The sequence below is a fragment of the Streptomyces sp. NPDC059010 genome, from assembly GCF_042740355.1.
Lineage (GTDB): Bacteria > Actinomycetota > Actinomycetes > Streptomycetales > Streptomycetaceae > Streptomyces.
The window spans coordinates 54782-74766 of the sequence record NZ_JBHYJA010000038.1 but is presented as its reverse complement, the minus strand read 5'-3'; the positions used below and the strand labels follow the sequence as shown (position 1 = coordinate 74766).

The window sequence follows — 19985 nt, the reverse complement described above, 5'->3', positions numbered from 1 at the left end:
AGAGAAAAGCATGATCGAGCACGTGGACGGGGCAGTGATCCAGACTGGTTTCGACGTGCCCGTGGAACCGCTCAGGCGGGCGGCGCACTACAGCGGTGAACCGGGATGCATCGCCGAGGCGCGGTCCTTCGCCGCGCTGTTCCTCGGCAGATTGAGAACCGAGTGGTGCGCCAGCATCGCCGAGTCCGCCGAGGACAAGGTGCTCCTGGTGGTGAGCGAGCTGGTCACCAACGCCGACCGGCACAGCAACGGGCCGTACATCCTGGACCTGGAGGGCACGGACGACGCCGTGACGGTCAGCGTGTACGACAGCAGCTCCGCCCTGCCCCGCCGCTTCCCCAGGGATCCGGAACGGATCGGCCGCCACGGGCTGGAGATAGTGCACGCGCTGGCGGCGGAGGTCGCCGTGGAACGCGTACCGGTGGGCAAGCGGGTACGTGCCGTGCTGCGGCTGAGCGACGAGTGACGGCCGCCGGGCGCGGCCGGAGTTCGCCGACCGCGATTTCCCCCAGGGCAGAACGCTGATCCCTTCCCCCGGCGCCGGACGCTCCTAGGCTGGGCGGGTGAGCGAACAAGCGCCGAACGAAGCCCGCGTCATCCCCCTGCGCCCGCCCGCCGCACGCCGGCCTGCCGCCGGCCCGTCGGCCACGCGCCCGGGAACGACCCGCCCCACGTCCGAACGCCCAGCCACCGCCGCCCCCGTGCCGAGCGCGCCCGCACCCGGCCTACGGCCCGCCGCGCCCGCGCCCAAGGAACCCCTGTGGCGCGATCTGATCGGCGACGTCCTGCGCCGAGAGCGCCTCGCCCAGGAGCGCACGCTCAAGGACGTGGCCGACGCGGCCCGGATCTCCATGCCGTACCTCTCGGAGGTCGAGCGCGGCCGCAAGGAGGCCTCCTCGGAGGTCCTCGCGGCCGCCGCCCATGCCCTGGGACTCGGCCTCGGCGACCTGCTGTCGCTGGCGCAGGGCGAGTTGGTCCGGGTCACCGGCCGCCGCGTGCCGGGCGGCGACCGCGGCAGGACCGGCACGCCGTACAACGGGTTGTGCCTGGCGGCGTGAGACCCCACTGCCCGGCCGCGTGAAATCCGCGCCGGCGCCTCAGACCCCCACGAGGCGCCGGCTCACCACCTCGTCGGCGAGCCCGTAGGCCACCGCCTCCTCGGCGGTGAACACCTTGTCGCGGTCCATGTCCGCGCGCAGTGTCGCCACGTCGTGACGGGTGTGCCGGGCCAGCACCTCCTCGACCTGGGCGCGGATCCGGACCATCTCCTTGGCCTGGAGGGCGAGATCGGAGATCGATCCCCGGCTGCCGCCGCTGGCCGGCTGGCCGAGCAGCACGCGCGCGTGCTCCAGCACGAACCGCCGCCCGGGATCCCCTCCCGCCAGTAGTACGGCCGCCGTGGAGGCCGCCTGGCCGACACAGAACGTGGAGATCGGCGCCTGCACGTAGGTCATGGTGTCGTAGATCGCCATGAGCGAAGTGAACGAGCCGCCGGGGGAGTTGATGTAGATCGCGATCTCGGTCTCCGGCGCCGACGACTCCAGGTGGAGGAGCTGAGCGATGACGACATTGGCGACGCCGTCGTCGATCTCGGTGCCGAGGAAGATGATCCGCTCGGACAGCAGCCGGCTGAACACGTCGGAGGAGCGCTCGCCGTGCGCGGTCCGCTCGATGACGTACGGAATCGTGTAGTTGCCCATGTCACAGCCCCATCCGTCGCCTGGAGGCGGCCGGGCGGACGTCGGCGAGCGACCCCACGACCTCGTCCACCATGCCGTACTCCCTGGCCTCCTCGGCCGTGAACCAGCGGTCACGGTCGCCGTCGCGGCCGATGGTCTCCGGCGTCTGGCCGGTGTTCTCGGCGAGAAGCCGCTCCATGGTCCGCCTGCTGTGTTCCAGGTTCTCCGCCTGGATCTCGATGTCGGCGGTGGTGCCGCCGATGCCCGCCGACCCCTGGTGCATCATGATCCGGGCGTTCGGCAGGGCGTACCGCTTGCCGGGTGTGCCGCCGCAGAGCAGGAACTGGCCCATGCTCGCCGCGAAACCCATGGCGAGCGTCGACACGTCGTTCGGGATGAGCCGCATCGTGTCGTAGATGGCGAGCCCGGCGTACACCGAGCCGCCCGGGCTGTTGATGTACAGGCTGATGTCGGTGCGCGGGTTCTCCGCCGACAGCAGGAGCAGCTGGGCGCAGACCCGGTTGGCGGAGGTCTCGGTGACCTCGGTGCCGAGGAAGACGATGCGCTGTCCGAGCAGTTGGGCGGCGAGATGGTCGTCGAACCGCGTCGGCGGCGCGTCGCCCTCCTCGGCCCGGGGCGTGAGCGTGGCGAGTGGAGTCATCAGGTCTCCTCGTGGTGGTCGGGATGCCGATGACTCCACTGTTGACCTCGGACGACGCCGACGGCCGGTTTCTCTGCCCGTGGCAGATCAGCTGACGGCAGAGCCCTTGCGCAACTCCCGGAAGAACGCCCGTACATCGCCCACGAGCAGCCCCGGCTGCTCCATCGCCGCGAAGTGCCCGCCCCGGTCGAACTCCGTCCAGCGCACGATGTTCTCCGTGCGCTGCGCCTTGTGCCGCAGTGGGATCAGCGGGTCGCCCGCGAACGACGCCACCGCGGTGGGGGCGGTCGAGGGCTCGTGCGGGGCGGCGATCCGGTCGCCCTCGGCGTGGGCGCGCTCGTAGTAGACCCGGGCCGACGAACCCGCCGTGCCCGTCAGCCAGTACAGCATCACGTTGGTGAGCATCAGATCCCGGTCGACGGCCTCCTCGGGCAGTGCCTCGGAGTCCGTCCACTCCCGGAACTTCTCGACGATCCAGGCGAGTTGACCGACCGGCGAGTCCGTGAGCGCGTACGACAGGGTCTGCGGCCGGGTGGACTGCAGGTGGAAGTAGCCCGATCCGTCCTGGATGAACCGGGCGAGACGGTGCCACGAGGTGAGCGTCCGCTCCCGCTCCTCGGGGCTCAGCGCCGCCAGCTCCTGCGGCGTCGGCTCGGTGGTGGCCTGCGCGCCGGGCAGCAGATTGAGGTGGATGCCGATGACCCGGTCGGGGTGGACCCGGCCCAGCTCGCGGGAGATGGCCGCGCCCCAGTCGCCGCCCTGGGCGCCGAACCGGTCGTAACCGAGGCGCGTCATCAGCTCGGCCCACGCCTCGGCGATCCGCCGCGCCTCCCAGCCGGTCTCCCGGGTCGGCCCGGAGAACCCGAAGCCCGGAATGCTGGGCAGCACCACATGGAAGGCGTCGGCCGGGTCGCCGCCGTGTGCGACCGGGTCCGTGAGCGGCCCGACGATGTCCAGGAACTCCACGATCGAACCCGGCCAGCCGTGGGTGACGATCAACGGCGTGGCGTCGGGTTCGGGGGAGCGGACGTGTGCGAAGTGCACATGCGCGCCGTCGATCTCGGTCGTGAACTGCGGCCACTGGTTCAGCCGCGCCTCGGCGGCCCGCCAGTCGTACGTGTGCCGCCAGTACCGCACCAGCTCACGCAGGTAGTCCGAGGGCACGCCGTACGCCCATCCCACCCCGGGCAGCTCGTCGGGCCACCGGGTGCGGTCGAGGCGGTCGTGGAGGTCGTCGAGATCGCTCTGCGGTATGTCGATGCGGAACGGATGGCAACTGCTGCCGCTGGGGGAGGGCGAAGACGTCATGCCCGCGATGGTAGATCCGAAAGGTGTAGCGGCCACCTGGATTAATCGGCGCCACGACCGATGAGTTTCGCGGGGAGGATCGGTCGACACAGGTGACCGGTTCCACGGCCCAGTTCCACCACCCAGTCCCACGACCCAGGAGGTAGTCATGGCGAGCGACGGTTTCACCACGTGTCTGTGGTTCGACGGCCAGGCGGAGGAGGCCGCCCATTTCTACGTGTCCGTCTTCAAGAACTCCAGCGTCGGCAAGGTCGCGCGCTACCCCGAGGGAGCGATGCAAGCCGCGGGAAGCGTGATGACCGTCGAGTTCACGGCCAACGGACAGAAGTTCCTCGGGCTGAACGGCGGCCCCCAGTTCAAGTTCACCGAGGCGACCTCCTTCATGATCTTCTGCGAGAACCAGGAGGAGATCGACTACTACTGGACCAAGCTCACCGAGAACGGCGGCGAGCCCGGCCCCTGTGGCTGGCTCAAGGACCGGTACGGCGTGTCCTGGCAGGTCGTCCCGGACCGGCTCGACGCGATGATCACCGACCCGGACCCGGCGAAGGCGGCCCGGGTGACCAAGGTGTTCATGGCGATGCGCAAGTTCGACATCGCCGCCCTGGAGAAGGCGTACGCGGGGGAGTGAGCCCCACCCCTGGGCCTCCCCGACCTACAGGTTCTCGCGGATCACCCGGGTGATCTCCAGGGCGATCCGCTGGATCCCGGGGGAGCGGACCGGGCACGGCTTCGGCGTCGACGTCGTGGGCGCCAGACAGAAGTGCAGATAGTCGTCGTCGCGGTGCAGCGCGGTGCGGTCGCGGTCCGGCTGGGTGCAGTACCCGGGGTGTGCGCGTTCGTACGCCGTGCACGGCAGGTGCTGGACCCAGGAGTAGCGGGCCCCGGCCGCGCTCACGGTCTTGCCCGCGTCGGCGAGCAGGTCGTCGGAGGCCCCGGCCCGCAGCTCGTACAGGGCGTTGACCCGCCGGACCCGGTCGGGAGTGATCGGGTCCGGGCCCTGCAGCACCCACACGATCCGGGCCTCCCCGGCCGCCGAGATCTGGTCGGCGAGCCGCTTCATGTCGGCCTGGTACCGCCTGAAGTACTTCTCCGGAGAGGCGTCATGGGTGATGCCGTCCATGCACGGCGTGTAACCCCACGCGTTGCCCCAGAACTGCAGCACCACGAAGTCGGGCCGCAGCCTGCGCACCAGGGTGGCCGCCTTGTCCGCGACCGGGACCAGGGACCGCTTGCCCGTGCCCTCCAGGTAGTCGCACAGCGTGGTTCCCGAGTACGGGGCGCTCGTGTACGTCGCCGTCAAGTCCCGGCGCAGCTCCTGCCCGAGCACCCGCTGCGCCTCCATCGCGAGCGAGTCGCCCAGATACAGCACACTGGGCCTCTTCGCCGGGGTGCCCGAGGAGGGCGTCGCCGCCGCACTCGGTGAGGCCGGCGCCCGTTGCTGTGTGGTGGCCGACGCCCGCGGCACCTCCGGGGGCGCGGCGGTCTCGGGCCCGGACGCCGGATCCCCGCACGCACCGAGCAGCACGGCGGCCAGCAGTACTCCGACGAGCCACGGCTTGCGCATACGGCAACTCCCGCCCCGGACACCGAAAACGGTTCCCCAGGCAAGCACAGCCCGGCCCAAGGGGGAAGACACGCGGGCGGCCCCCGGAGCACCCGGGGCCCGCGCGACCCGCCCCGCCGGCCAAACCGGCGCCCCCCGCCACCCCCCCCCCGCCCGGGGGCCACACCCCCGGCGCCCCCGGGCCGCCGGGGGCCCCGCCCCGAGCCCGGCCGTCGCTCAGACGCGGTCCGCCGCGATCAGCAGGTACTGGAAGCTGCCGTTGCGGTACGCGTCGATGAACGTGTCCTCGATCCCGGTCACCAGGTGGTCGGCCTCACGGCGCAACTCCCAGTAGGGGATGGTCGCCTCCGTGAGGTCCTGCACATGCACCGGGACGAGCCGGTTGCGGGCCATGGCGCGGAAGTACGCCGAACGCGGGTGGATGTCGCAGATGTAGTGGGCGTTGATGAGGGACACCTCGCGGGAGGCCTGCCCGTAGGTGTCGTTGTAGCAGCCGGTGATCACGACATAGCGGCCGCCCCGGCGCAGCAGCCGGGCGTGCTCGGCGAACAGCAGGTCGAGCTCGACGTACATGGTGGACTCGTTGTTCCAGGAGGCCGCGAACGCTCCCGTCGGCAGCCCGGTGTCCAGCATGTTGCGGTGGTGGTAGCGCACCCGGTCGTCGATGCCCCGCTTGCGGGCCTGCGCGTTGGCGAACTCGGCCTGCTTCTCCGAGATGGTGACCCCGTCGGCCTCGCAGCCGTGGCGCAGATGGGCCACGACGCTGCCGCCGCCGCGCCCGCAGCCGGCGTCGAAGACCCGGTCGGCGGGTGTCAGCGGGCCGAGGCGGGAGGCGAGGAGCTCGGCCTGGGCGTGCTCCAGCCGGTGCAGTTCGGCGGTGATGAGTTCCCGGCGCCGGACGGGGTCGGGTTCGTCGAGCATGGAGCGGTCGGCGTCGCCGATGCCGTAGTGGTGGTGGTACAGGTCGTCGAGCTTTCCGAGTTCGAGGTTGACCGGGTTCTCCTCGGCGTTCCAGTAGTCCGCGACGCGGGTCTGGTACGTGGACTGGGACGGCACCTTGGCGTTGGCGGTGCCGGCTTCGGGGGCGATGGTCAACGGTGACTCCTCGTGCTGGTGCGTGTGACTCTCTGTCATTCGTTCGCGCATTACCCGTAGTTGGCGGATACGGATTACCAGTAGTTGGGCAGGTGGTAGCGGTGGGTGTTGGTGGAGTGCCACTCGTGGTTGCCGGCCACCCAGTCGGACAGCCCCTGCGCATAGCGCTCCACGAGAGGTGAGGTGGCGGCGAGCAGCGCGGACTCCTCCTCGAAGGCCTCCATGATCCGGTTGTGGATCTCGACGGCCTTCAGATAGGCGGCCTTCAGCCCGCATCGCTCGTTCGCGGCGATGACCTGCGGCAGATTGAGGTGCGTCGGGTCGCTCGCCAGTTCCTTGGTGAAGGAGTACAGGTCGTTGACGATCGTGGTCGCGTTGCAGGCGAGCGCCGTGATCCGCTGGATCTCGGGCCGTGCGTAGACCGGCTCGGGCAGTTCGTAGCCGTCGACGGCGTCCACGATCGACAGACAGGGACGGAAGTTGTTGAACTGCCGCATCACCAGGTACTCCCAGACCCGGGGCACATAACGGGTCTCCGCCCAGGCGGCCTCGGCGAGGTAGCCCAGGTGCAGCCGGGCGATGTCGTGCACGAAGCGGTCGGCCTGGCTGGGCGTGGCGACGGCGGCGTAGTCCTGCATGGCGAAGTTGTACGAGCGAAGCGGACCGTCGGCCCGCACCCCTTCGCGCCACTCCTCCTCCAGTTCCGGAATGCCGTGGAAGGGGTCGATCGCGGCCTGCGCCATGATCAGCCGCCCCCCGAGGCCGCGGCGCGCCCCGCCCCGGCCCTCGTCCTCCTCGCAGTAGCAGGAGTCGACGACGTTCTCGGCGAGCAGGAACTCGCCGGCGACCGTCAGCCGGTCCAGATCGACGGCCCCCGGATGCTGGAGCACCACGGCCCGCCCGAACTGGAACCCCGCGAAGTCCCCGTTCCACGCCTCGGGGAACAGATCGAGGCGCCGCGCCCAGTCCTCCAGCCTGCGGTCGACCTCCGCGGCCTTCTCCGGGTCGGCGGGGGCGACCTCCCGGTAGCGCAGCCCGGGGATGGCCCCGCCGCGCCGGGTGCGCACCGCGCTCGCCAGGTTCGGCGGGCCCGGCAGCGAGAACGGGGGTGACGTGCTCATGGCTTGCTCCACGCGGTCACTCGGCCGTCCGGCCGATCTGGGCGTTCTCCAGGATCCCGACCGCGTCGGGCACGAGGATCGCCATGGAGTAGTAGGCGGTGACGAGGTAGCGGATGATCGAGTTGGCGTCGATGCCCATGAACCGCACGTTCAGACCGGGCTGGTACTCCTCCGGGATCCCGGTCTGGTACAGCCCGATGGCGCCCTGGTCGCCCTCCCCGGTGCGCAGCGCGATGATGCTGCTGGTGTGCTGCGGGCTGATCGGGATCTTGTTGCAGGGGAAGATCGGCACCCCGCGCCAGGCGGGGATCTCGTGCCCCTCGACGCTCGCCGTGCCCGGCACCAGACCACGCCGGTTGCACTGCCGGAAGAACGCCGCGATCGCCTTGGGATGGGCGAGGAACAGCTTGGTCTTACGGCGCATCGACAGCAGGTCGTCCATGTCGTCCGGGGTCGGCGGCCCGGAGAAGGTGCTGACGCGCTGCCCGTAGTCGACGTTGTGCAGCAGCCCGAACTCCCGGTTGTTGACCAGCTCCCACTCCTGGCGTTCGCGGATCTCCTCGATGGTCAGCCGCAGTTGCTGCTCGGTCTGGTTCATCGGGTTGTTGTAGAGGTCGGCGACCCGGGTGTGGACGCGCAGCACGGTCTGGGTGAGGGACAGCTCGTACTCGCGCGGCGCGAGGTCGTAGTCGACGTAGCCGCCGCCGATCGTGGGCTCGCCGACATGGCCCGCCTGCACCGGCACATCGGCCTCGCCCTTGCGGTTCATGGGCAGGCTCTGCTGTGCGGCGTAGGCCTCCAGGTGCGCCGCGAGGGACGGCACCCGGTCGGTGAACTCCTCGACCACCGTCCAGGGCAGGACGAGCAGCACGCCGGCGGTCTCCGCCCGCACCGAGCTCAGCCACAGCGGGTGGTCCCGGCCGATGGCCTCGTCGCCGAGCTGGTCGCCGTCGGTGACGACGCCGAGGATCTCCTCCTCGCCGTACTTGCCTTCGGTGAAGCGGGTGAACCGGCCGTGCACCACGAGGTAGGCCTCCGTGACCGGCTGCCCGGCCTCGACCAGCACCTGGCCGGCGCGGATCTCACGGACCCGGAACCGGGTGGCGACCTCCCTGAGCACGTCGAGGTCGGCGTAGCCGCGCAAGGTCGGAAGCTCGGTGAGCGTCTCGGGGATGACCTTGATGTCGTCGGCGCCGTTCTGGACGAACTGCACCCGGCCCCGGCCGACCCGCAGTTGCAGTCGGCGGTTGACCCGGTAGGTGCCGCCCTTCACATCCACCCAGGGCAGCATCCGCAGCAGCCAGCGCGAGCTGATGGCCTGCATCTGGGGTTCGGACTTGGTGGTCGTGGCGAGCTGCCGTGCCGCCTGTGTGCTGAGACTGGTGAGCTGACCGTCGGACTGGGGATCGGGCGCGGGTTCGTCGATGGCGGGACCGGTGGCGCTGTCCGGAGTGGACACATTCCCTCCCGGGAGGTGAGCTGGCTGGCCGTGCGCGCGTCCTAGCCAAACAGCCGCCGTGACAGCATGATCAGGGCGTGAATGGGGCGGCTTCAGGACCCTGGAGGTGCAAACCTGCCGCGTGAGGCAGTGATCGCACCATGAGTGCCCCCGCTCCCCTCCCGTGCTCCCGCACGCCTGAATGGCCGCGCTCAGAACAGGTCGTTCACCAGCACCGCCGCCCCGTCGAACCGGCCCGCCTTCAGATCCCGCAGTGCCTCGTCGGCCCGCGACAGCGGATAGGTGTGCGTCGTGGCGTGTACGCCGTGCCCGGCGGCGAGCGCCAGGAACTCACGGCCGTCCTCGCGGGTGTTGGAGGTGACGCTGCGCAGCTGTTTCTCGTAGAAGAGCTCGCTCTCGTAGCGCAGCGCAGGCACATCGCTGAGGTGGATGCCGGCGATCGCCAGCGTGCCGCCCCGGTCCAGCGCCCGCAGCGCCACCGGGACCAGGTCGCCGACGGGCGCGAAGAGGATCGCGCTGTCCAGCGGTTCCGGCGGCATCGCGTACGCGTCGCGCGCCGAGGCGGCGCCCAGCCCGAGCGCCAGCTTCCGCGCGGCCGCGCCCCGCGTCAGCACATGCACGGTGGCGCCCTCGGCCAGCGCCACCTGCGCGCACAGATGGGCGCTGCCCCCGAACCCGTACAGCCCGAGCCGGCCGCCCGCGGGGAGCGCGGCCCGGCGCAGCGCGCGGTAGCCGATGATCCCGGCGCACAGCAGCGGGGCGAGCGTCACGTCGTCGACGTCACCGGGCAACCGGTAGGCGTACGCCGCCGGTACAGTCGTGTACTGCGCGTAACCGCCGTCGGCGTCCCAGCCCGTGTACCGCGAGGCCCGGCACAGGTTCTCGGACCCGCGCGCACAGTAGGCGCAGCCGCCGTCGGTGCGCCGCAGCCAGGCCGCCCCCACCCGCTCCCCGGCCTCGAAGCCACGTACCGCCGCCCCGACCCCGGCCACCTCGCCGACGATCTCGTGCCCCGGCGTCACCCCCGGCCGGTGCACCGGCAGATCCCCCTCGGCGACATGCAGATCCGTACGGCACACCCCGCACGTCCGCACCCGCACCAGCAGTTCGTCGTCCCCCGGCACCGGAACCGGCTTGTCGACCAGCCGCAGTGACCCGGCTTCCACCGGCCCGGGCTCGACCACCGACCACGCGTGCATCGTCCCGTCCCTCATACCGAGCCCCGTCCGTCGAGCGGCCGTCTCCCACCAGTCTGGAACGGAACCAGACATTCGGCGCGCGGCCCGACCGCCCGATGACTAGCGTGAGAATCCGGACAACTCACCGATCCCGGAGAGGGCCGCAGCCATGGCCGTGCAACCTGAAGGAACCCCCTGTTGGGCCGATGCGATGTTCAGCGACGTCGAGGCAGCCAAGAGCTTCTACGGTGACGTCGTCGGCTGGACCTTCGGCGAGGCGTCGTCGGAGTTCGGCAACTACACCCAGGCCTACGCGAACGGCAAGGCCGCCGCCGCGGTGGTCCCTCCCATGCCGGGACAGGAGGGCATGGCGCAGTGGTGCCTCTACATCGCCTCCGCGGACGTCGCCGCGACCGCCGCCCGGATCCGTGAGAACGGCGGCGAGATCCTGATGGAGCCGATGGCGGTCGGCGACTTCGGCAGCATGTGCCTGGCCCGCGACCCGGGCGGCGTCGTCTTCGGCGTGTGGCAGGCCGGCACCCACGAGGGCTTCGAAACGGAGCCGAACGAGCCCGGCGCCTTCTGCTGGGCGGAGGTCTTCGCCCGCGAGCCGGAGAAGTCCGACACCTTCTTCCCGGCCGTCTTCGGCTACGGGCAGCAGCAGATGGAGGACGACGCGATCGACTTCCGCATCTACACCCTCGGCAAGGACACCATGGCCCTGGGCCGGATGAAGATGACCGACGACTTCCCGCCCGAGGTCCCGCCGTACATCAACGTCTACTTCGGCGTCCCCGACTGCGACGACGCCGTCGCCAAGGCCACCAAGCTCGGCGCCGTGCTCCGCTTCGGACCGATGAGCAGCCCGTTCGGCCGGTTCGCCGCGCTGAGCGACCCCCAGGGCGCGAACTTCTCGGTGATCGACACCGGCACGACCGAGGGGGAGATGCCCAAGCTCAACGACGTCTCCTGACCGACTCCGCGACCGGGCACCCGGCCCGCCCATGGCATGATCGGCACATGCGTGAACGAGTTGTGGCCGCGTGCGACGGGGCATCGAAGGGAAATCCCGGGCCGGCGGGCTGGGCCTGGGTCGTCGCCGACGAGACGGAGACCCCGGCCCGCTGGGAGGCCGGACCGCTCGGCAAAGCCACCAACAACGTCGCGGAACTCACCGCACTGGAGCGCCTGCTCACGGCGACCGACCCCGGCGTGGCGCTGGAGATCCGCATGGACTCGCAGTACGCCATGAAGGCCGTCACCACCTGGCTGCCGAACTGGAAGCGCAACGGCTGGAAGACGGCCGCCGGCAAGCCGGTCGCCAACCAGGACCTGGTCGTGCGCATCGACGAACTGCTCGACGGCCGCAGCGTCGAGTTCCGCTACGTCCCCGCCCACCAGGTCGACGGCGATCCGCTGAACGACTTCGCCGACCGCGCCGCCAGCCAGGCGGCCACCGTGCAGGAACCGGCGGGCAGCGGCCTCGGCTCGCCGCAGCCGCCGCCCTCCCCGGACACCCCGCCCGCCAAGGCGCCCCGCCGCAAGTCCGCGGCGCCCCGGAAGAACGGCAGCTCCTCGCGCACCATCAAGGCCAAGTTCCCCGGCCGCTGCGTCTGCGGACGCGGCTACGCGGCGGGCGAGCCCATCGCCAAGAACACCCAGGGCTGGGGCCACCCGGAGTGCCGCACCGCCGACGCCTGACCGAGGGGCCCGACCGGGCTCAGGCCGCGTCGAACGTGTAGTACGCGGTGTGGTCCAGCAGGTCGGCGGGACGCACGTCGTTCCACGGCTTCATCGTGTCGTTGAGATCGACCACGTTCGGCGTCCCGGCGGTCGGCACGTAACCGGAGCCGGGGTGGCGCTGCTGCCAGTCCGCCCACAGCTTGTCGATGTAGGCGTGGTGCATCCAGAACACCGGGTCGTTGGGCGACATGCCGGTCGCCATGTGCCCGCCGACCCACACATGCACCCGGTTGTGCAGATTGACGCCGCGCCACCCTTCGAGATGGTTGCGGAAGCCGTCCGACCCGCTGTTCCAGGGCGCCATGTCGTACGTCGGCATGGCGAGCACGGACTCCACCTCGGCCCGGGTCGGCAGTTCCCGCACGGCCGTGCCGAGGGAGCGGCGCAGAAACGTACGGCCGTCGACGCGCACATTGATCGACCAGTTGCCGGATGCCGACGCGAACGGACCGTCCATGACCTGTCCGTCGCGGCTGCGCCCGGTGCCGCCCAGGAAGTCGGGCGCCCACAGCGAGGACCGTGTCGAGCGGTCGGTCGTCCAGTCCCAGTACGGCAGCGCGACCGAGGCGTCCACCTCCTGCAGCGCGCGCTCGAATTCGAGCAGGAATCTGCGGTGCCAGGGCAGGAAGGACGGTGAACGGTGGCCGGTGCGTTCCCCGTTGTCGGTGTCGCCGACGATGAAGGCGTTGTGCGTGGTGACGAACTCGTCGTAGCGGCCGTTGCGCTTCAACTGCACTACGGCGGCGACGAATCGGCGCTTCTCGTCGGTGGTCAGGGCGGCCTGGTTCTTGCGGACGGTCATGGTCGCTGGTGCTCCAAAGTGCGGGTACGGCAGGTCAGTTGGCGGGGAAGGGCAGAAGGGCCGCGCCCTGCAGCTCGTCCACGGCGGCGCGGGCGGCGGCGCGCGGCGTGGGGACCGGGTCGTAGTGGCTGACGACGCTGATCCAGCTGCCGTCGGCGTTGCGCATCACGTGCAGCTCGACCCCGTCGACGAACACGGCGTATCCGCCGCTGTGGTGCTCGTGACCGCCGCCCGAGACCGGCCGGCCCGCTATTCGGCGGCCCTTGTAGACCTCGTCGAAGGACATCGGGGCGTGGTGGTCGTGTTCGGCGGCGGACGCGGTGAGGGCGGTGACCGCCGGGACACCGGCCGCGGTGGCGAGGGCGGCCGCGGCGGTGAGCGCGCGGCGACGGCTGAGTTCCGGCATACGGACCTCCTGGGTTGGTTCGGTGGGGACTCCGTATGCCTATCCGGACCGAGGAGAGCGGGAGAAATCGGTCGGTAGTGGTTGGCTACGATCCGGACAAGTGCCCACAATTTCATGCAAGGTTGAACAAGGGTGATCTTGCTGTTCACGGCACCGCGCATCCCCGGAATGGGTAATTCCTTCTCCTGGGGATCGTGATTCCGGTGGTCCTTGGCGGGTGGGAGTGCCCTTCGTGGTCTGTCTCACCCCCGGAAACTGACGCGATCCGAAACGCCGCGGCCCGGCGTGCCCGCCCTGCTACCCTGCGGTGCCGAAATGACCGCTTTGAGTAATTTTCAGGGGTGTGTGTGAAGGTCGCGTGTGTCGGCGGCGGACCCGCCGGCCTGTATCTCTCGATCCTGCTGAAGCTGCGGGACCCGTCCCACGACGTCACCGTCCACGAACGCGACCCGGAGGGCGCCACCTACGGCTGGGGCGTCACCTACTGGCGCGCACTGCTGGACACGCTGCACCAGCACGACCCCGAGTCCGCCCGCGCCATCGGCGAGAGCTCGGTCCGCTGGCGGGAAGGCGTCGCCCATGTACGGGACCTGGCGACCCGTCGGCCCGGTGACGAGGGACACGGCATCGGCCGCCACCGGCTGCTGGAGATCCTCACCGCACGCGCCCGCGCACTCGGCGTACGGCTGGAGTTCGAGCACCGGATCACCCCGGACGCCCTGCCCGCCGCCGACCTGGTCGTGGCCGGCGACGGAGTCCACAGCGCCCTGCGCACCCGCCACGCCGACCACTTCGGCACCCGGCTCACGGCGGGCCGCAACCGCTACGCCTGGCTCGGCACCAGCAAGGTCTTCGACGCCTTCACCTTCGCCTTCGTGGAGACCGGGCACGGCTGGATCTGGTGCTACGGCTACGGCTTCGGCCCCGAGGCCGGTACCTGTGTCGTCGAGTGCAGCCCCGAGACCTGGACCGGCCTGGGCCTCGACACCGCGAACGAGGCCGACTCGCTGGCTCTGTTGGAGAAGCTCTTCGCCGCCGTCCTCGACGGCCACCCCCTCCTCGGCCGCTCCGGCGCCGACGGCAGCGCGCAGTGGCTGACCTTCCGCACCCTCACCAACCGCACCTGGCACCGCGGCAACCTCGTCCTGCTCGGCGACGCCGCCCACACCACCCACTACTCCATCGGCGCCGGCACCACCCTGGCCCTGGAGGACGCCATCGCCCTCGCCGACGCCCTGCACGAGCACGCCTCGCTCCCGCAGGCCCTCGCCCGCTACGAACAGGCCCGCAAACAGGCCCTCCTGCCCGTCCAGAGCGCGGCCCGCTACAGCGCCCGGTGGTACGAGAACCTGCCCCGCTACATCGACCTGCCCCCACGGCAGATGTTCGCCCTGCTGGGCCAGCGCCACTCACCCCTGCTGCCCCACGTACCGCCCCGGCTGTACTACCGGCTCGACACCGCGGCCGGACAACTGGAGGCGTTGCGCCGCCTCAAGCGCTGGCTGGGGCCGAAGGTCGCCCGCACCGTGCACGCCAGGGCGCTGACGTCCCGCAGATAGCCGTACCTCACCGGAGCAGCCGGTCGAGGAAGGCGTTGCCGAACACCCCGTGCGGGTCCAGCCGGTCCAGGGTCCTGGACGCCTGCCCCCACACGTCCTCCCCGAAAGAGCCCGGCACCACCGTGTCCAGCATCTCGTCGTCGCTCCAGGCGGCCTCGTCGGTATAGGCCCAGCCCTTGGACCACTCGACCCGGGGCTCGGCGTACCCGCCGTCGAAGGTGCGCAGCATGAACTGCTCGATCTCGCGCAGGAACGCCTCCGCGTACGGCGTCCCGGGCAGCGTCAGGATGTTCAGCCACACCGCGGTGTCCCACTCGGGCCGGTCGTCGCGCGGCCGGAGCGCGGACAGCAGCGGGGTCCGCGCCCCCTGCGAGCCGGCGTCCGCCGGGTCGTCCAGGCCGGTCACCCGGATCTCCACCGAGCCGTTGACCGGGAAGCGCCCCCGGTCGGCGTACGCCGTGAGCCGCTTCCGGTAGAAGGCGGTGAACTCGGCGACCACACGCTGCACCTGGGCCCGGCTGGTCAGCACCGCGCAGCCGTTCGTGGCGATCCTCAGCGTCGTCGGCCGCAGATACAGCAGCGTGTTCTTCGACGCCCCCCAGATGTCCGCCGACAGGGTCGTCACCAGCCCGAGCGCGGCCACGTCGTACTGCGCGTTGCCGAGCACCGGCGCCAGATACCAGGCCCCGTCCGACACCATCCGCCCGACCAGCTCCGCCACCGGGCGCGGGACGCTGTCGGAGAACGGGTAGTTGTACGGCGTCCTGACCTGCCGCGAGGTCAGCGGCCGGGCGGGCGAGACGCTCCACACCTTCAGCCACGGGAACTCGGTGAACGCGAACCAGATCGCCTCGACCCGCCCGGCCCGGTCCAGATGGCTCGCCAGGGTGCGACCCCCGGTGCCGGGCGCGGCGAAGAGTTCGGCGGCCGGGATGTCCGTACGGCTGACGCAGCGCAGGTTGGTGTTCGCGCCCACGCGCAGCACGACCTCGGTGACCAGGGACCGGCCGAGATGGGTGAGCAGCGCCGCGCAGTCCGCGTCGGCACGGTCGTAGGTCCGCAGGACGTAGGCGCCACTGGCCTCGTCCCAGACCACGGCCGTCAGCGACAGCACCAGATTGCTCAGCGAGCCGTACGTGTGCCCGGGCAGCCGCTGTTCGCCCCGCGCCGGTACGGCGCTGCCGTGGGCGTCGACGGCCAGGGCACCGCCCAGGGTGAGGTTGCCGGGTGCGGGCGCGGCGGTGACGCCGAGGCCGTGCTCCTCCAGGTGGGTGAGCAGGGCCTCCAGGGTGACGCCGGTGCCGGCGCGCACCGAGTCCGCCGACTCCAGGGACAGGCCCGTGAGATGGGAGGCGGTGTCGACCAGGAGGACCGGCGCGTCCGACGGCGTGCCCTGCGTGATGGTCAGGGGCGACCAGCCGTGCGAGGCGCCCCGCGCGCGGACCCTCCAGCCGTGCCGCCAGGCCCAGTTGACGGCGGCGACCACCTGGTCCGGGTCGTCCGGAGCGCAGGCCCACAGCCCGTCGGCGGTGATCTCGCCGACCCAGTTGCGGTACGCCGAGCGGTACAGCGCCACCTCCGCCGGGAAGTCCGGTAACTCCTGGGCGGCGACGGCCGGATCGGCCGGGAGGAGGACCGGTATGGCGGCCAGGGCGGCGGTGGTGCGCAGGAAGCCTCTGCGGCTGACGTTGTCGAACACAGGTCCCAAGCTAGGATCGGCCCGACAGCAACCGCTTGCCCGTCGAGCCGATTCACTCGTGTGGGTGATGGATTCACAGACGGCGGGAGCGGAGGGGCCCGTTCCGCACCCATGGACGGCGAATGACACACTGACGCCATGGACGAGCGTGTATTCGGTAGGTCGGGTCAGCGGGCATCCGTCGTCGGTCTCGGTACGTGGCAGCTGGGCGCCGACTGGGGAGACGTCGACGAGAAGGAAGCCCTTTCGGTGCTTCAGGCGGCGGTCGAGTCGGGGGTGACCTTCTTCGACACCGCCGACGTGTACGGCGACGGGCGCAGCGAACAGACCATCGCCACCTTCCTGCGCGGCAGGCCCGAGCTGGACATCTTCGTGGCGACCAAGATGGGCCGCCGGGTCGACCAGATCCCGCAGAACTACGTCCTCGACAACTTCCGCGCCTGGAACGACCGTTCGCGGCGCGACCTCGGTGTGGACCGCCTCGACCTGGTCCAGCTGCACTGCCCGCCGACGCCGGTCTACTCGACGGACGAGGTGTTCGACGCCCTGGACACCCTGGTCGAGGAGGAGCGCATCGCCCACTACGGAGTCAGCGTGGAGACCTGCGAGGAGGCGCTGACCGCCATCGCCCGGCCCGGCGTTGCCAGCGTGCAGATCATCCTCAACCCGTTCCGCATGAAGCCGCTGCGCGAGGTGCTGCCCGCCGCCCGGGAGGCGGGCGTCGGCATCATCGCCCGCGTCCCGCTGGCCTCCGGCCTGCTGTCCGGCAAGTACACCAAGGACACCGTCTTCCCGGCGAACGACCACCGCACCTACAACCGGCACGGCGAGTCCTTCGACCAGGGCGAGACCTTCTCCGGCGTCGACTACGAGTCGGGCGTGGAGGCCGCCGTCGAGTTCGCCGCCCTCGCCCCAGAGGGCTTCACCCCGGCCCAGCTGGCGCTGCGCTGGATCATCCAGCAGCCCGGCGTGACCACGGTGATCCCCGGCGCCCGCTCGCCGGAACAGGCCCGCGCGAACGCGGCCGCCGCCGCACTGCCGGACCTGTCGGACGAGACGCTCGCCGCGATCCAGGACCTCTACGACCGGCGGATCAAGGACCAGGTGGAAAACCGCTGGTAGCCGCGTACGGCTCCGGGACCCGGCCACCCGGCTGGTCCCGGAGCCCCGCCGTTTGAGCGCCACGCGCCGGGGTTACCCGTACCCGCATGACCGAGCAGGAGCAGCGCACGGGCCGCGACGAGAGCGAGGAAGAGCGCGCCGACCGCATGTGGGGCGAGATCCTCCAAGAGGTCCGCGTGGCCCAGATGGGCGTGCAGATCCTGTTCGGCTTCCTGCTCACCGTCGTGTTCACGCCGAAGTACGCCACCCTCAGCGACACCGACCAGGCCATCTACATCGCGACCGTCGTCCTCGGCGCCGCCGCCACCGGCGCCCTGATCGGCCCCGTGTCCCTGCACCGTCTGGTGTCCGGGCGCCGCATCAAGCCGCAGGCCGTGGAGTGGGCCTCCCGGCTGACCGTCGTCGGCCTGCTTCTGCTGCTGGCCGTGATGGCGGGCGCGCTCCTGCTGATCCTGCGGGTCGCCACCCATGACGACTATGTGCCGTGGCTGGTCGCGGGCGTGGTCGTCTGGTACCTGGTGTGCTGGTTCGTCGTCCCGCTGTGGACGCGCCGCCGCCACACGGAGTGAACGGCGGCGTCCCGCCCCCTGAACGCGGCTACTGCCCTTGCCGCGGGCTTCCCTGCGTCCCGCGCAGTGCCGAGATGCAGGTGGCGATGGCCTGCTGGAGCTCCTCCAGCTGCTGGACCATGTCGTCCTCGACGAACTCCTGCACATCGTCGAAGGTCAGTTCCTCGAAGACCTTCGTCGCCTTCTGCAGGCTGTTGTAGAACTTCGTCCGCCGCTCCTGCACCCGCAGCTCGGGGTCGGCCTCCACGGCCTCCACGACGAGGGACTTCATGGCGTCGTAGGCCTCCGTCGCCCACTCGCCGGTGTCCTCGTCCTCCTCCAGCTCCTCGATGAGGGACAGATGCCGCTCGGCCTCCTCGCGCAGGTCGAGGGGCGCGTCGACGGTCTGCCCGGCCGGCGTCTTGATCTGCCCGGACTCGGCGATCTGGCGGACGTAGCCGATCCGGTCGGCCGCCCGGCTCTCTCCGGCGACGGCCTTCTTCAGCTCCTCGGTGCGGACCACGTCACGCGCCAACTCGGCCTGCAGGTCCGGGTCTTCGCGGACCCGGTCGAGAAGCGCCTGACGGGCCGCGCGGGCCGTCGAGGGGTCGGCGAGGATCGCGGCGCGCAGCGCGGTCGGGTTCTCGGCGACCTCCAGCGCCTTGGTCGGGCGGATGCCCTCGGCCTCGGCGGCCTCGGTGATGGCGGTGCCGCGCTCGGAGGTGGCGCTGTTGCGGGAGACGTAGTAGCTGAGCCACACGTCGGAGTCCGGCAGTTCCACCTCCTGGCCCGGCACGAGCGCCTCGAAATGCGGCACGAGACCGTCGTCGGCGGCCCGGTCCCAGGCCTTGTAGTAGCGCATGACACGGTCGGGAGAGCATCCCGCGAGCTCGGCGAACTCCTTCGCGGACACTTTCGGCGTCTCGCCCGCGCCCTGCCCGCCGGGCCGCACACTGCGCGCCACCATCAGCCCGAAGGCCCACCCGCCGGTCCGCGCGTAGACCCCGAACTCACGCGCGTCCCGGGCGACGAGGTCGGACAGCGGGGCCTGGGGCGCGGGGGACGTCTCGGGCGGAACGAACGCAAGGGTCACGGATGACTCTCCTGGAAAGGGCTGGTCGGACTGCAGAAGTGCAGAGACGCAGCCTATATGCAGGGCCCCGCAGCGTTTATTCCCTCGATCGGCGGCGGGTCCCGGGGGAGGATGCCCGTATGAGTGTTCGCCCGTTGCCTTCGAGTACTCCCGCCGCCCAGGGCGTCGACGCCTCCGGTGTCCTCGCCTTCCTCGACGACCTCGAAACCACCCCCGACATCGAGCCGCACAGTCTGATGATCCTGCGGCACGGCCACCTCGTCGCCTCCGGATGGTGGGCGCCGTACACCGAGGACCGCCCGCAGCTGCTCTACTCGATCAGCAAGAGCTTCACCTCGACAGCCGTCGGCATCGCCGCCGGCGAGGGGCTGATTCGGCTCGACGACCCGGTGATCTCGTACTTCCCCGAGTTCGAGGCCGACATCACCGATCCGCGCAGCCGCAGCATGCTCGTGCGGCACGCGGCGTCCATGGCCAGCGGACATGAGACCGACACCCTCTTCGAGGCGCGGGACCGGGACCGGGAGGACCTCGTGCGCGGCTTCCTCCTGGTACCCCCGCCCCACGATCCGGGCACGGTCTTCGCGTACAACCAGTCCGCCACCTTCGCCCTCTCCGCCATCATCCAGCGCGTCAGCGGCCAGTCGCTGACCGAGTATCTGCGGCCGCGCCTGCTGGATCCGCTCGGCATCGGCGACGTCGCCTGGCTGACCGACCGTTCCGGCCGGGAGCTCGGCTTCAGCGGACTGCACGCCACCACCGACGCGATCGCCCGGCTCGGCCAGCTGTATCTGAGCGGCGGGGTGTGGGAGGGCGAGCGGCTGCTGCCCGAGTGGTGGGGGGGGGGGGGGGCGCCCCCCGCCGACCCCAAAAACCCCCGGGTTCAGGGGGCGGGCCGGCGGCGGCCCGCCGGGGGGCAGATGAATTATTGTTTAATATAAAAAA

Annotated in this window: 20 protein-coding genes and 1 pseudogene; 9 read left to right on the top strand and 12 right to left on the bottom strand. The window is 70.9% G+C overall.

Annotated features, from left to right (window positions below):
- Positions 1-10: 10 nt before the first annotated feature.
- Entirely contained in the window at positions 11-466 is a 456-nt protein-coding gene (locus ACFWYS_RS33470) for an ATP-binding protein (RefSeq protein WP_384776852.1), read from the top strand.
- A 97-nt stretch (positions 467-563) separates the two neighbouring features.
- Positions 564-1058, top strand: a complete 495-nt coding sequence (locus ACFWYS_RS33465; RefSeq protein WP_384776850.1) for a helix-turn-helix domain-containing protein — start codon at positions 564-566, stop codon at positions 1056-1058.
- Between the two features lie 39 nt (positions 1059-1097).
- Here the strand turns inward: ACFWYS_RS33465 and ACFWYS_RS33460 are convergent, their stop codons facing one another.
- The 3 genes from ACFWYS_RS33460 to ACFWYS_RS33450 all read right to left on the bottom strand — a co-directional run bounded on the left by ACFWYS_RS33460 (position 1098) and on the right by ACFWYS_RS33450 (position 3648).
- Positions 1098-1700 (bottom strand): ClpP family protease, encoded by a 603-nt coding sequence (locus ACFWYS_RS33460; protein ID WP_384776848.1) that lies wholly within the window; start codon positions 1698-1700, stop codon positions 1098-1100.
- Position 1701: 1 nt separating this feature from the next.
- The gene (locus ACFWYS_RS33455; protein WP_384776846.1) at positions 1702-2340 is read right to left on the bottom strand and encodes a ClpP family protease; all 639 of its coding nucleotides are present in this window, start codon (positions 2338-2340) and stop codon (positions 1702-1704) included.
- Between the two features lie 87 nt (positions 2341-2427).
- A complete protein-coding gene (locus ACFWYS_RS33450) occupies positions 2428-3648 on the bottom strand; it encodes an epoxide hydrolase family protein (protein WP_384776844.1) in 1221 nt (406 codons plus the stop codon).
- 148 nt (positions 3649-3796) lie between these two features.
- Here ACFWYS_RS33450 and ACFWYS_RS33445 point away from each other — a divergent pair, with 148 nt between their 5' ends.
- A complete protein-coding gene (locus tag ACFWYS_RS33445; RefSeq protein ID WP_384776842.1) occupies positions 3797-4279 on the top strand; it encodes a VOC family protein in 483 nt (160 codons plus the stop codon).
- Positions 4280-4303: 24 nt separating this feature from the next.
- On the opposite strand, the gene ACFWYS_RS33440 is transcribed toward ACFWYS_RS33445, so the two are convergent.
- From ACFWYS_RS33440 to ACFWYS_RS33420, 5 genes are all read right to left on the bottom strand, one after another.
- Positions 4304-5215: an SGNH/GDSL hydrolase family protein gene (locus tag ACFWYS_RS33440; protein WP_384776840.1), complete on the bottom strand. Its 912-nt coding sequence runs from the start codon at positions 5213-5215 to the stop codon at positions 4304-4306.
- A 216-nt stretch (positions 5216-5431) separates the two neighbouring features.
- The gene (locus ACFWYS_RS33435) at positions 5432-6310 is read right to left on the bottom strand and encodes a geranyl diphosphate 2-C-methyltransferase (protein WP_384776838.1); all 879 of its coding nucleotides are present in this window, start codon (positions 6308-6310) and stop codon (positions 5432-5434) included.
- Positions 6311-6384: 74 nt separating this feature from the next.
- Positions 6385-7431 (bottom strand): family 2 encapsulin nanocompartment cargo protein terpene cyclase, encoded by a 1047-nt coding sequence (locus tag ACFWYS_RS33430; protein ID WP_384776836.1) that lies wholly within the window; start codon positions 7429-7431, stop codon positions 6385-6387.
- A gap of 16 nt (positions 7432-7447) precedes the next feature.
- Positions 7448-8890 (bottom strand): family 2B encapsulin nanocompartment shell protein, encoded by a 1443-nt coding sequence (locus tag ACFWYS_RS33425; protein WP_384776834.1) that lies wholly within the window; start codon positions 8888-8890, stop codon positions 7448-7450.
- A 191-nt stretch (positions 8891-9081) separates the two neighbouring features.
- Positions 9082-10089: a zinc-binding alcohol dehydrogenase family protein gene (locus ACFWYS_RS33420; RefSeq protein WP_384776903.1), complete on the bottom strand. Its 1008-nt coding sequence runs from the start codon at positions 10087-10089 to the stop codon at positions 9082-9084.
- A 148-nt stretch (positions 10090-10237) separates the two neighbouring features.
- Between ACFWYS_RS33420 and ACFWYS_RS33415 the strand changes: the two genes are divergently transcribed.
- Entirely contained in the window at positions 10238-11041 is an 804-nt protein-coding gene (locus tag ACFWYS_RS33415) for a VOC family protein (protein ID WP_384776832.1), read from the top strand.
- Between the two features lie 47 nt (positions 11042-11088).
- Complete coding sequence (locus ACFWYS_RS33410) at positions 11089-11769, top strand: ribonuclease H (protein ID WP_384776830.1); 681 nt, start codon at positions 11089-11091, stop codon at positions 11767-11769.
- Positions 11770-11788: 19 nt separating this feature from the next.
- On the opposite strand, the gene ACFWYS_RS33405 is transcribed toward ACFWYS_RS33410, so the two are convergent.
- On the bottom strand, positions 11789-12613 hold the full coding sequence (locus ACFWYS_RS33405; RefSeq protein WP_384776828.1) for a tyrosinase family protein: 825 nt from the start codon (positions 12611-12613) through the stop codon (positions 11789-11791).
- Between the two features lie 34 nt (positions 12614-12647).
- Positions 12648-13019 (bottom strand): tyrosinase cofactor, encoded by a 372-nt coding sequence (locus ACFWYS_RS33400; protein ID WP_384776826.1) that lies wholly within the window; start codon positions 13017-13019, stop codon positions 12648-12650.
- Between the two features lie 347 nt (positions 13020-13366).
- On the opposite strand from ACFWYS_RS33400, the gene ACFWYS_RS33395 reads away from it, so the two are divergent.
- On the top strand, positions 13367-14578 hold the full coding sequence (locus ACFWYS_RS33395; RefSeq protein ID WP_384776824.1) for an FAD-dependent monooxygenase: 1212 nt from the start codon (positions 13367-13369) through the stop codon (positions 14576-14578).
- A 7-nt stretch (positions 14579-14585) separates the two neighbouring features.
- Here the strand turns inward: ACFWYS_RS33395 and ACFWYS_RS33390 are convergent, their stop codons facing one another.
- Positions 14586-16277: a cholesterol oxidase substrate-binding domain-containing protein gene (locus tag ACFWYS_RS33390; RefSeq protein WP_384776822.1), complete on the bottom strand. Its 1692-nt coding sequence runs from the start codon at positions 16275-16277 to the stop codon at positions 14586-14588.
- A 138-nt stretch (positions 16278-16415) separates the two neighbouring features.
- Here ACFWYS_RS33390 and ACFWYS_RS33385 point away from each other — a divergent pair, with 138 nt between their 5' ends.
- Both ACFWYS_RS33385 and ACFWYS_RS33380 read left to right on the top strand, forming a co-directional pair.
- Positions 16416-17399, top strand: a complete 984-nt coding sequence (locus ACFWYS_RS33385) for an aldo/keto reductase (RefSeq protein WP_384776820.1) — start codon at positions 16416-16418, stop codon at positions 17397-17399.
- An 86-nt stretch (positions 17400-17485) separates the two neighbouring features.
- Positions 17486-17968, top strand: a complete 483-nt coding sequence (locus tag ACFWYS_RS33380) for a DUF6328 family protein (protein WP_384776818.1) — start codon at positions 17486-17488, stop codon at positions 17966-17968.
- 28 nt (positions 17969-17996) lie between these two features.
- Here ACFWYS_RS33380 and ACFWYS_RS33375 read toward each other — a convergent pair whose 3' ends face one another.
- Complete coding sequence (locus tag ACFWYS_RS33375) at positions 17997-19040, bottom strand: hypothetical protein (protein WP_384776816.1); 1044 nt, start codon at positions 19038-19040, stop codon at positions 17997-17999.
- A gap of 119 nt (positions 19041-19159) precedes the next feature.
- Here ACFWYS_RS33375 and ACFWYS_RS33370 point away from each other — a divergent pair.
- Positions 19160-19978, top strand: a pseudogene (locus tag ACFWYS_RS33370) (serine hydrolase domain-containing protein); the annotation flags it as partial.
- Between the last annotated feature and the right edge of the window lie 7 nt (positions 19979-19985).

Excerpts from the sequence above, each read along its gene's own strand:
- ACFWYS_RS33455 (WP_384776846.1), bottom strand. The coding sequence starts at position 2,340 with ATGACTCCACTCGCCACGCTCACGCCCCGGGCCGAGGAGGGCGACGCG.
- ACFWYS_RS33440 (WP_384776840.1), bottom strand. The coding sequence starts at position 5,215 with ATGCGCAAGCCGTGGCTCGTCGGAGTACTGCTGGCCGCCGTGCTGCTC.
- ACFWYS_RS33415 (WP_384776832.1), top strand. The coding sequence starts at position 10,238 with ATGGCCGTGCAACCTGAAGGAACCCCCTGTTGGGCCGATGCGATGTTC.
- ACFWYS_RS33410 (WP_384776830.1), top strand. The coding sequence starts at position 11,089 with ATGCGTGAACGAGTTGTGGCCGCGTGCGACGGGGCATCGAAGGGAAAT.
- ACFWYS_RS33430 (WP_384776836.1), bottom strand. The coding sequence starts at position 7,431 with ATGAGCACGTCACCCCCGTTCTCGCTGCCGGGCCCGCCGAACCTGGCG.
- ACFWYS_RS33420 (WP_384776903.1), bottom strand. The coding sequence starts at position 10,089 with ATGCACGCGTGGTCGGTGGTCGAGCCCGGGCCGGTGGAAGCCGGGTCA.
- ACFWYS_RS33445 (WP_384776842.1), top strand. The coding sequence starts at position 3,797 with ATGGCGAGCGACGGTTTCACCACGTGTCTGTGGTTCGACGGCCAGGCG.
- ACFWYS_RS33385 (WP_384776820.1), top strand. The coding sequence starts at position 16,416 with ATGGACGAGCGTGTATTCGGTAGGTCGGGTCAGCGGGCATCCGTCGTC.
- ACFWYS_RS33460 (WP_384776848.1), bottom strand. The coding sequence starts at position 1,700 with ATGGGCAACTACACGATTCCGTACGTCATCGAGCGGACCGCGCACGGC.
- ACFWYS_RS33450 (WP_384776844.1), bottom strand. The coding sequence starts at position 3,648 with ATGACGTCTTCGCCCTCCCCCAGCGGCAGCAGTTGCCATCCGTTCCGC.
- ACFWYS_RS33400 (WP_384776826.1), bottom strand. The coding sequence starts at position 13,019 with ATGCCGGAACTCAGCCGTCGCCGCGCGCTCACCGCCGCGGCCGCCCTC.
- ACFWYS_RS33470 (WP_384776852.1), top strand. The coding sequence starts at position 11 with ATGATCGAGCACGTGGACGGGGCAGTGATCCAGACTGGTTTCGACGTG.
- ACFWYS_RS33405 (WP_384776828.1), bottom strand. The coding sequence starts at position 12,613 with ATGACCGTCCGCAAGAACCAGGCCGCCCTGACCACCGACGAGAAGCGC.
- ACFWYS_RS33380 (WP_384776818.1), top strand. The coding sequence starts at position 17,486 with ATGACCGAGCAGGAGCAGCGCACGGGCCGCGACGAGAGCGAGGAAGAG.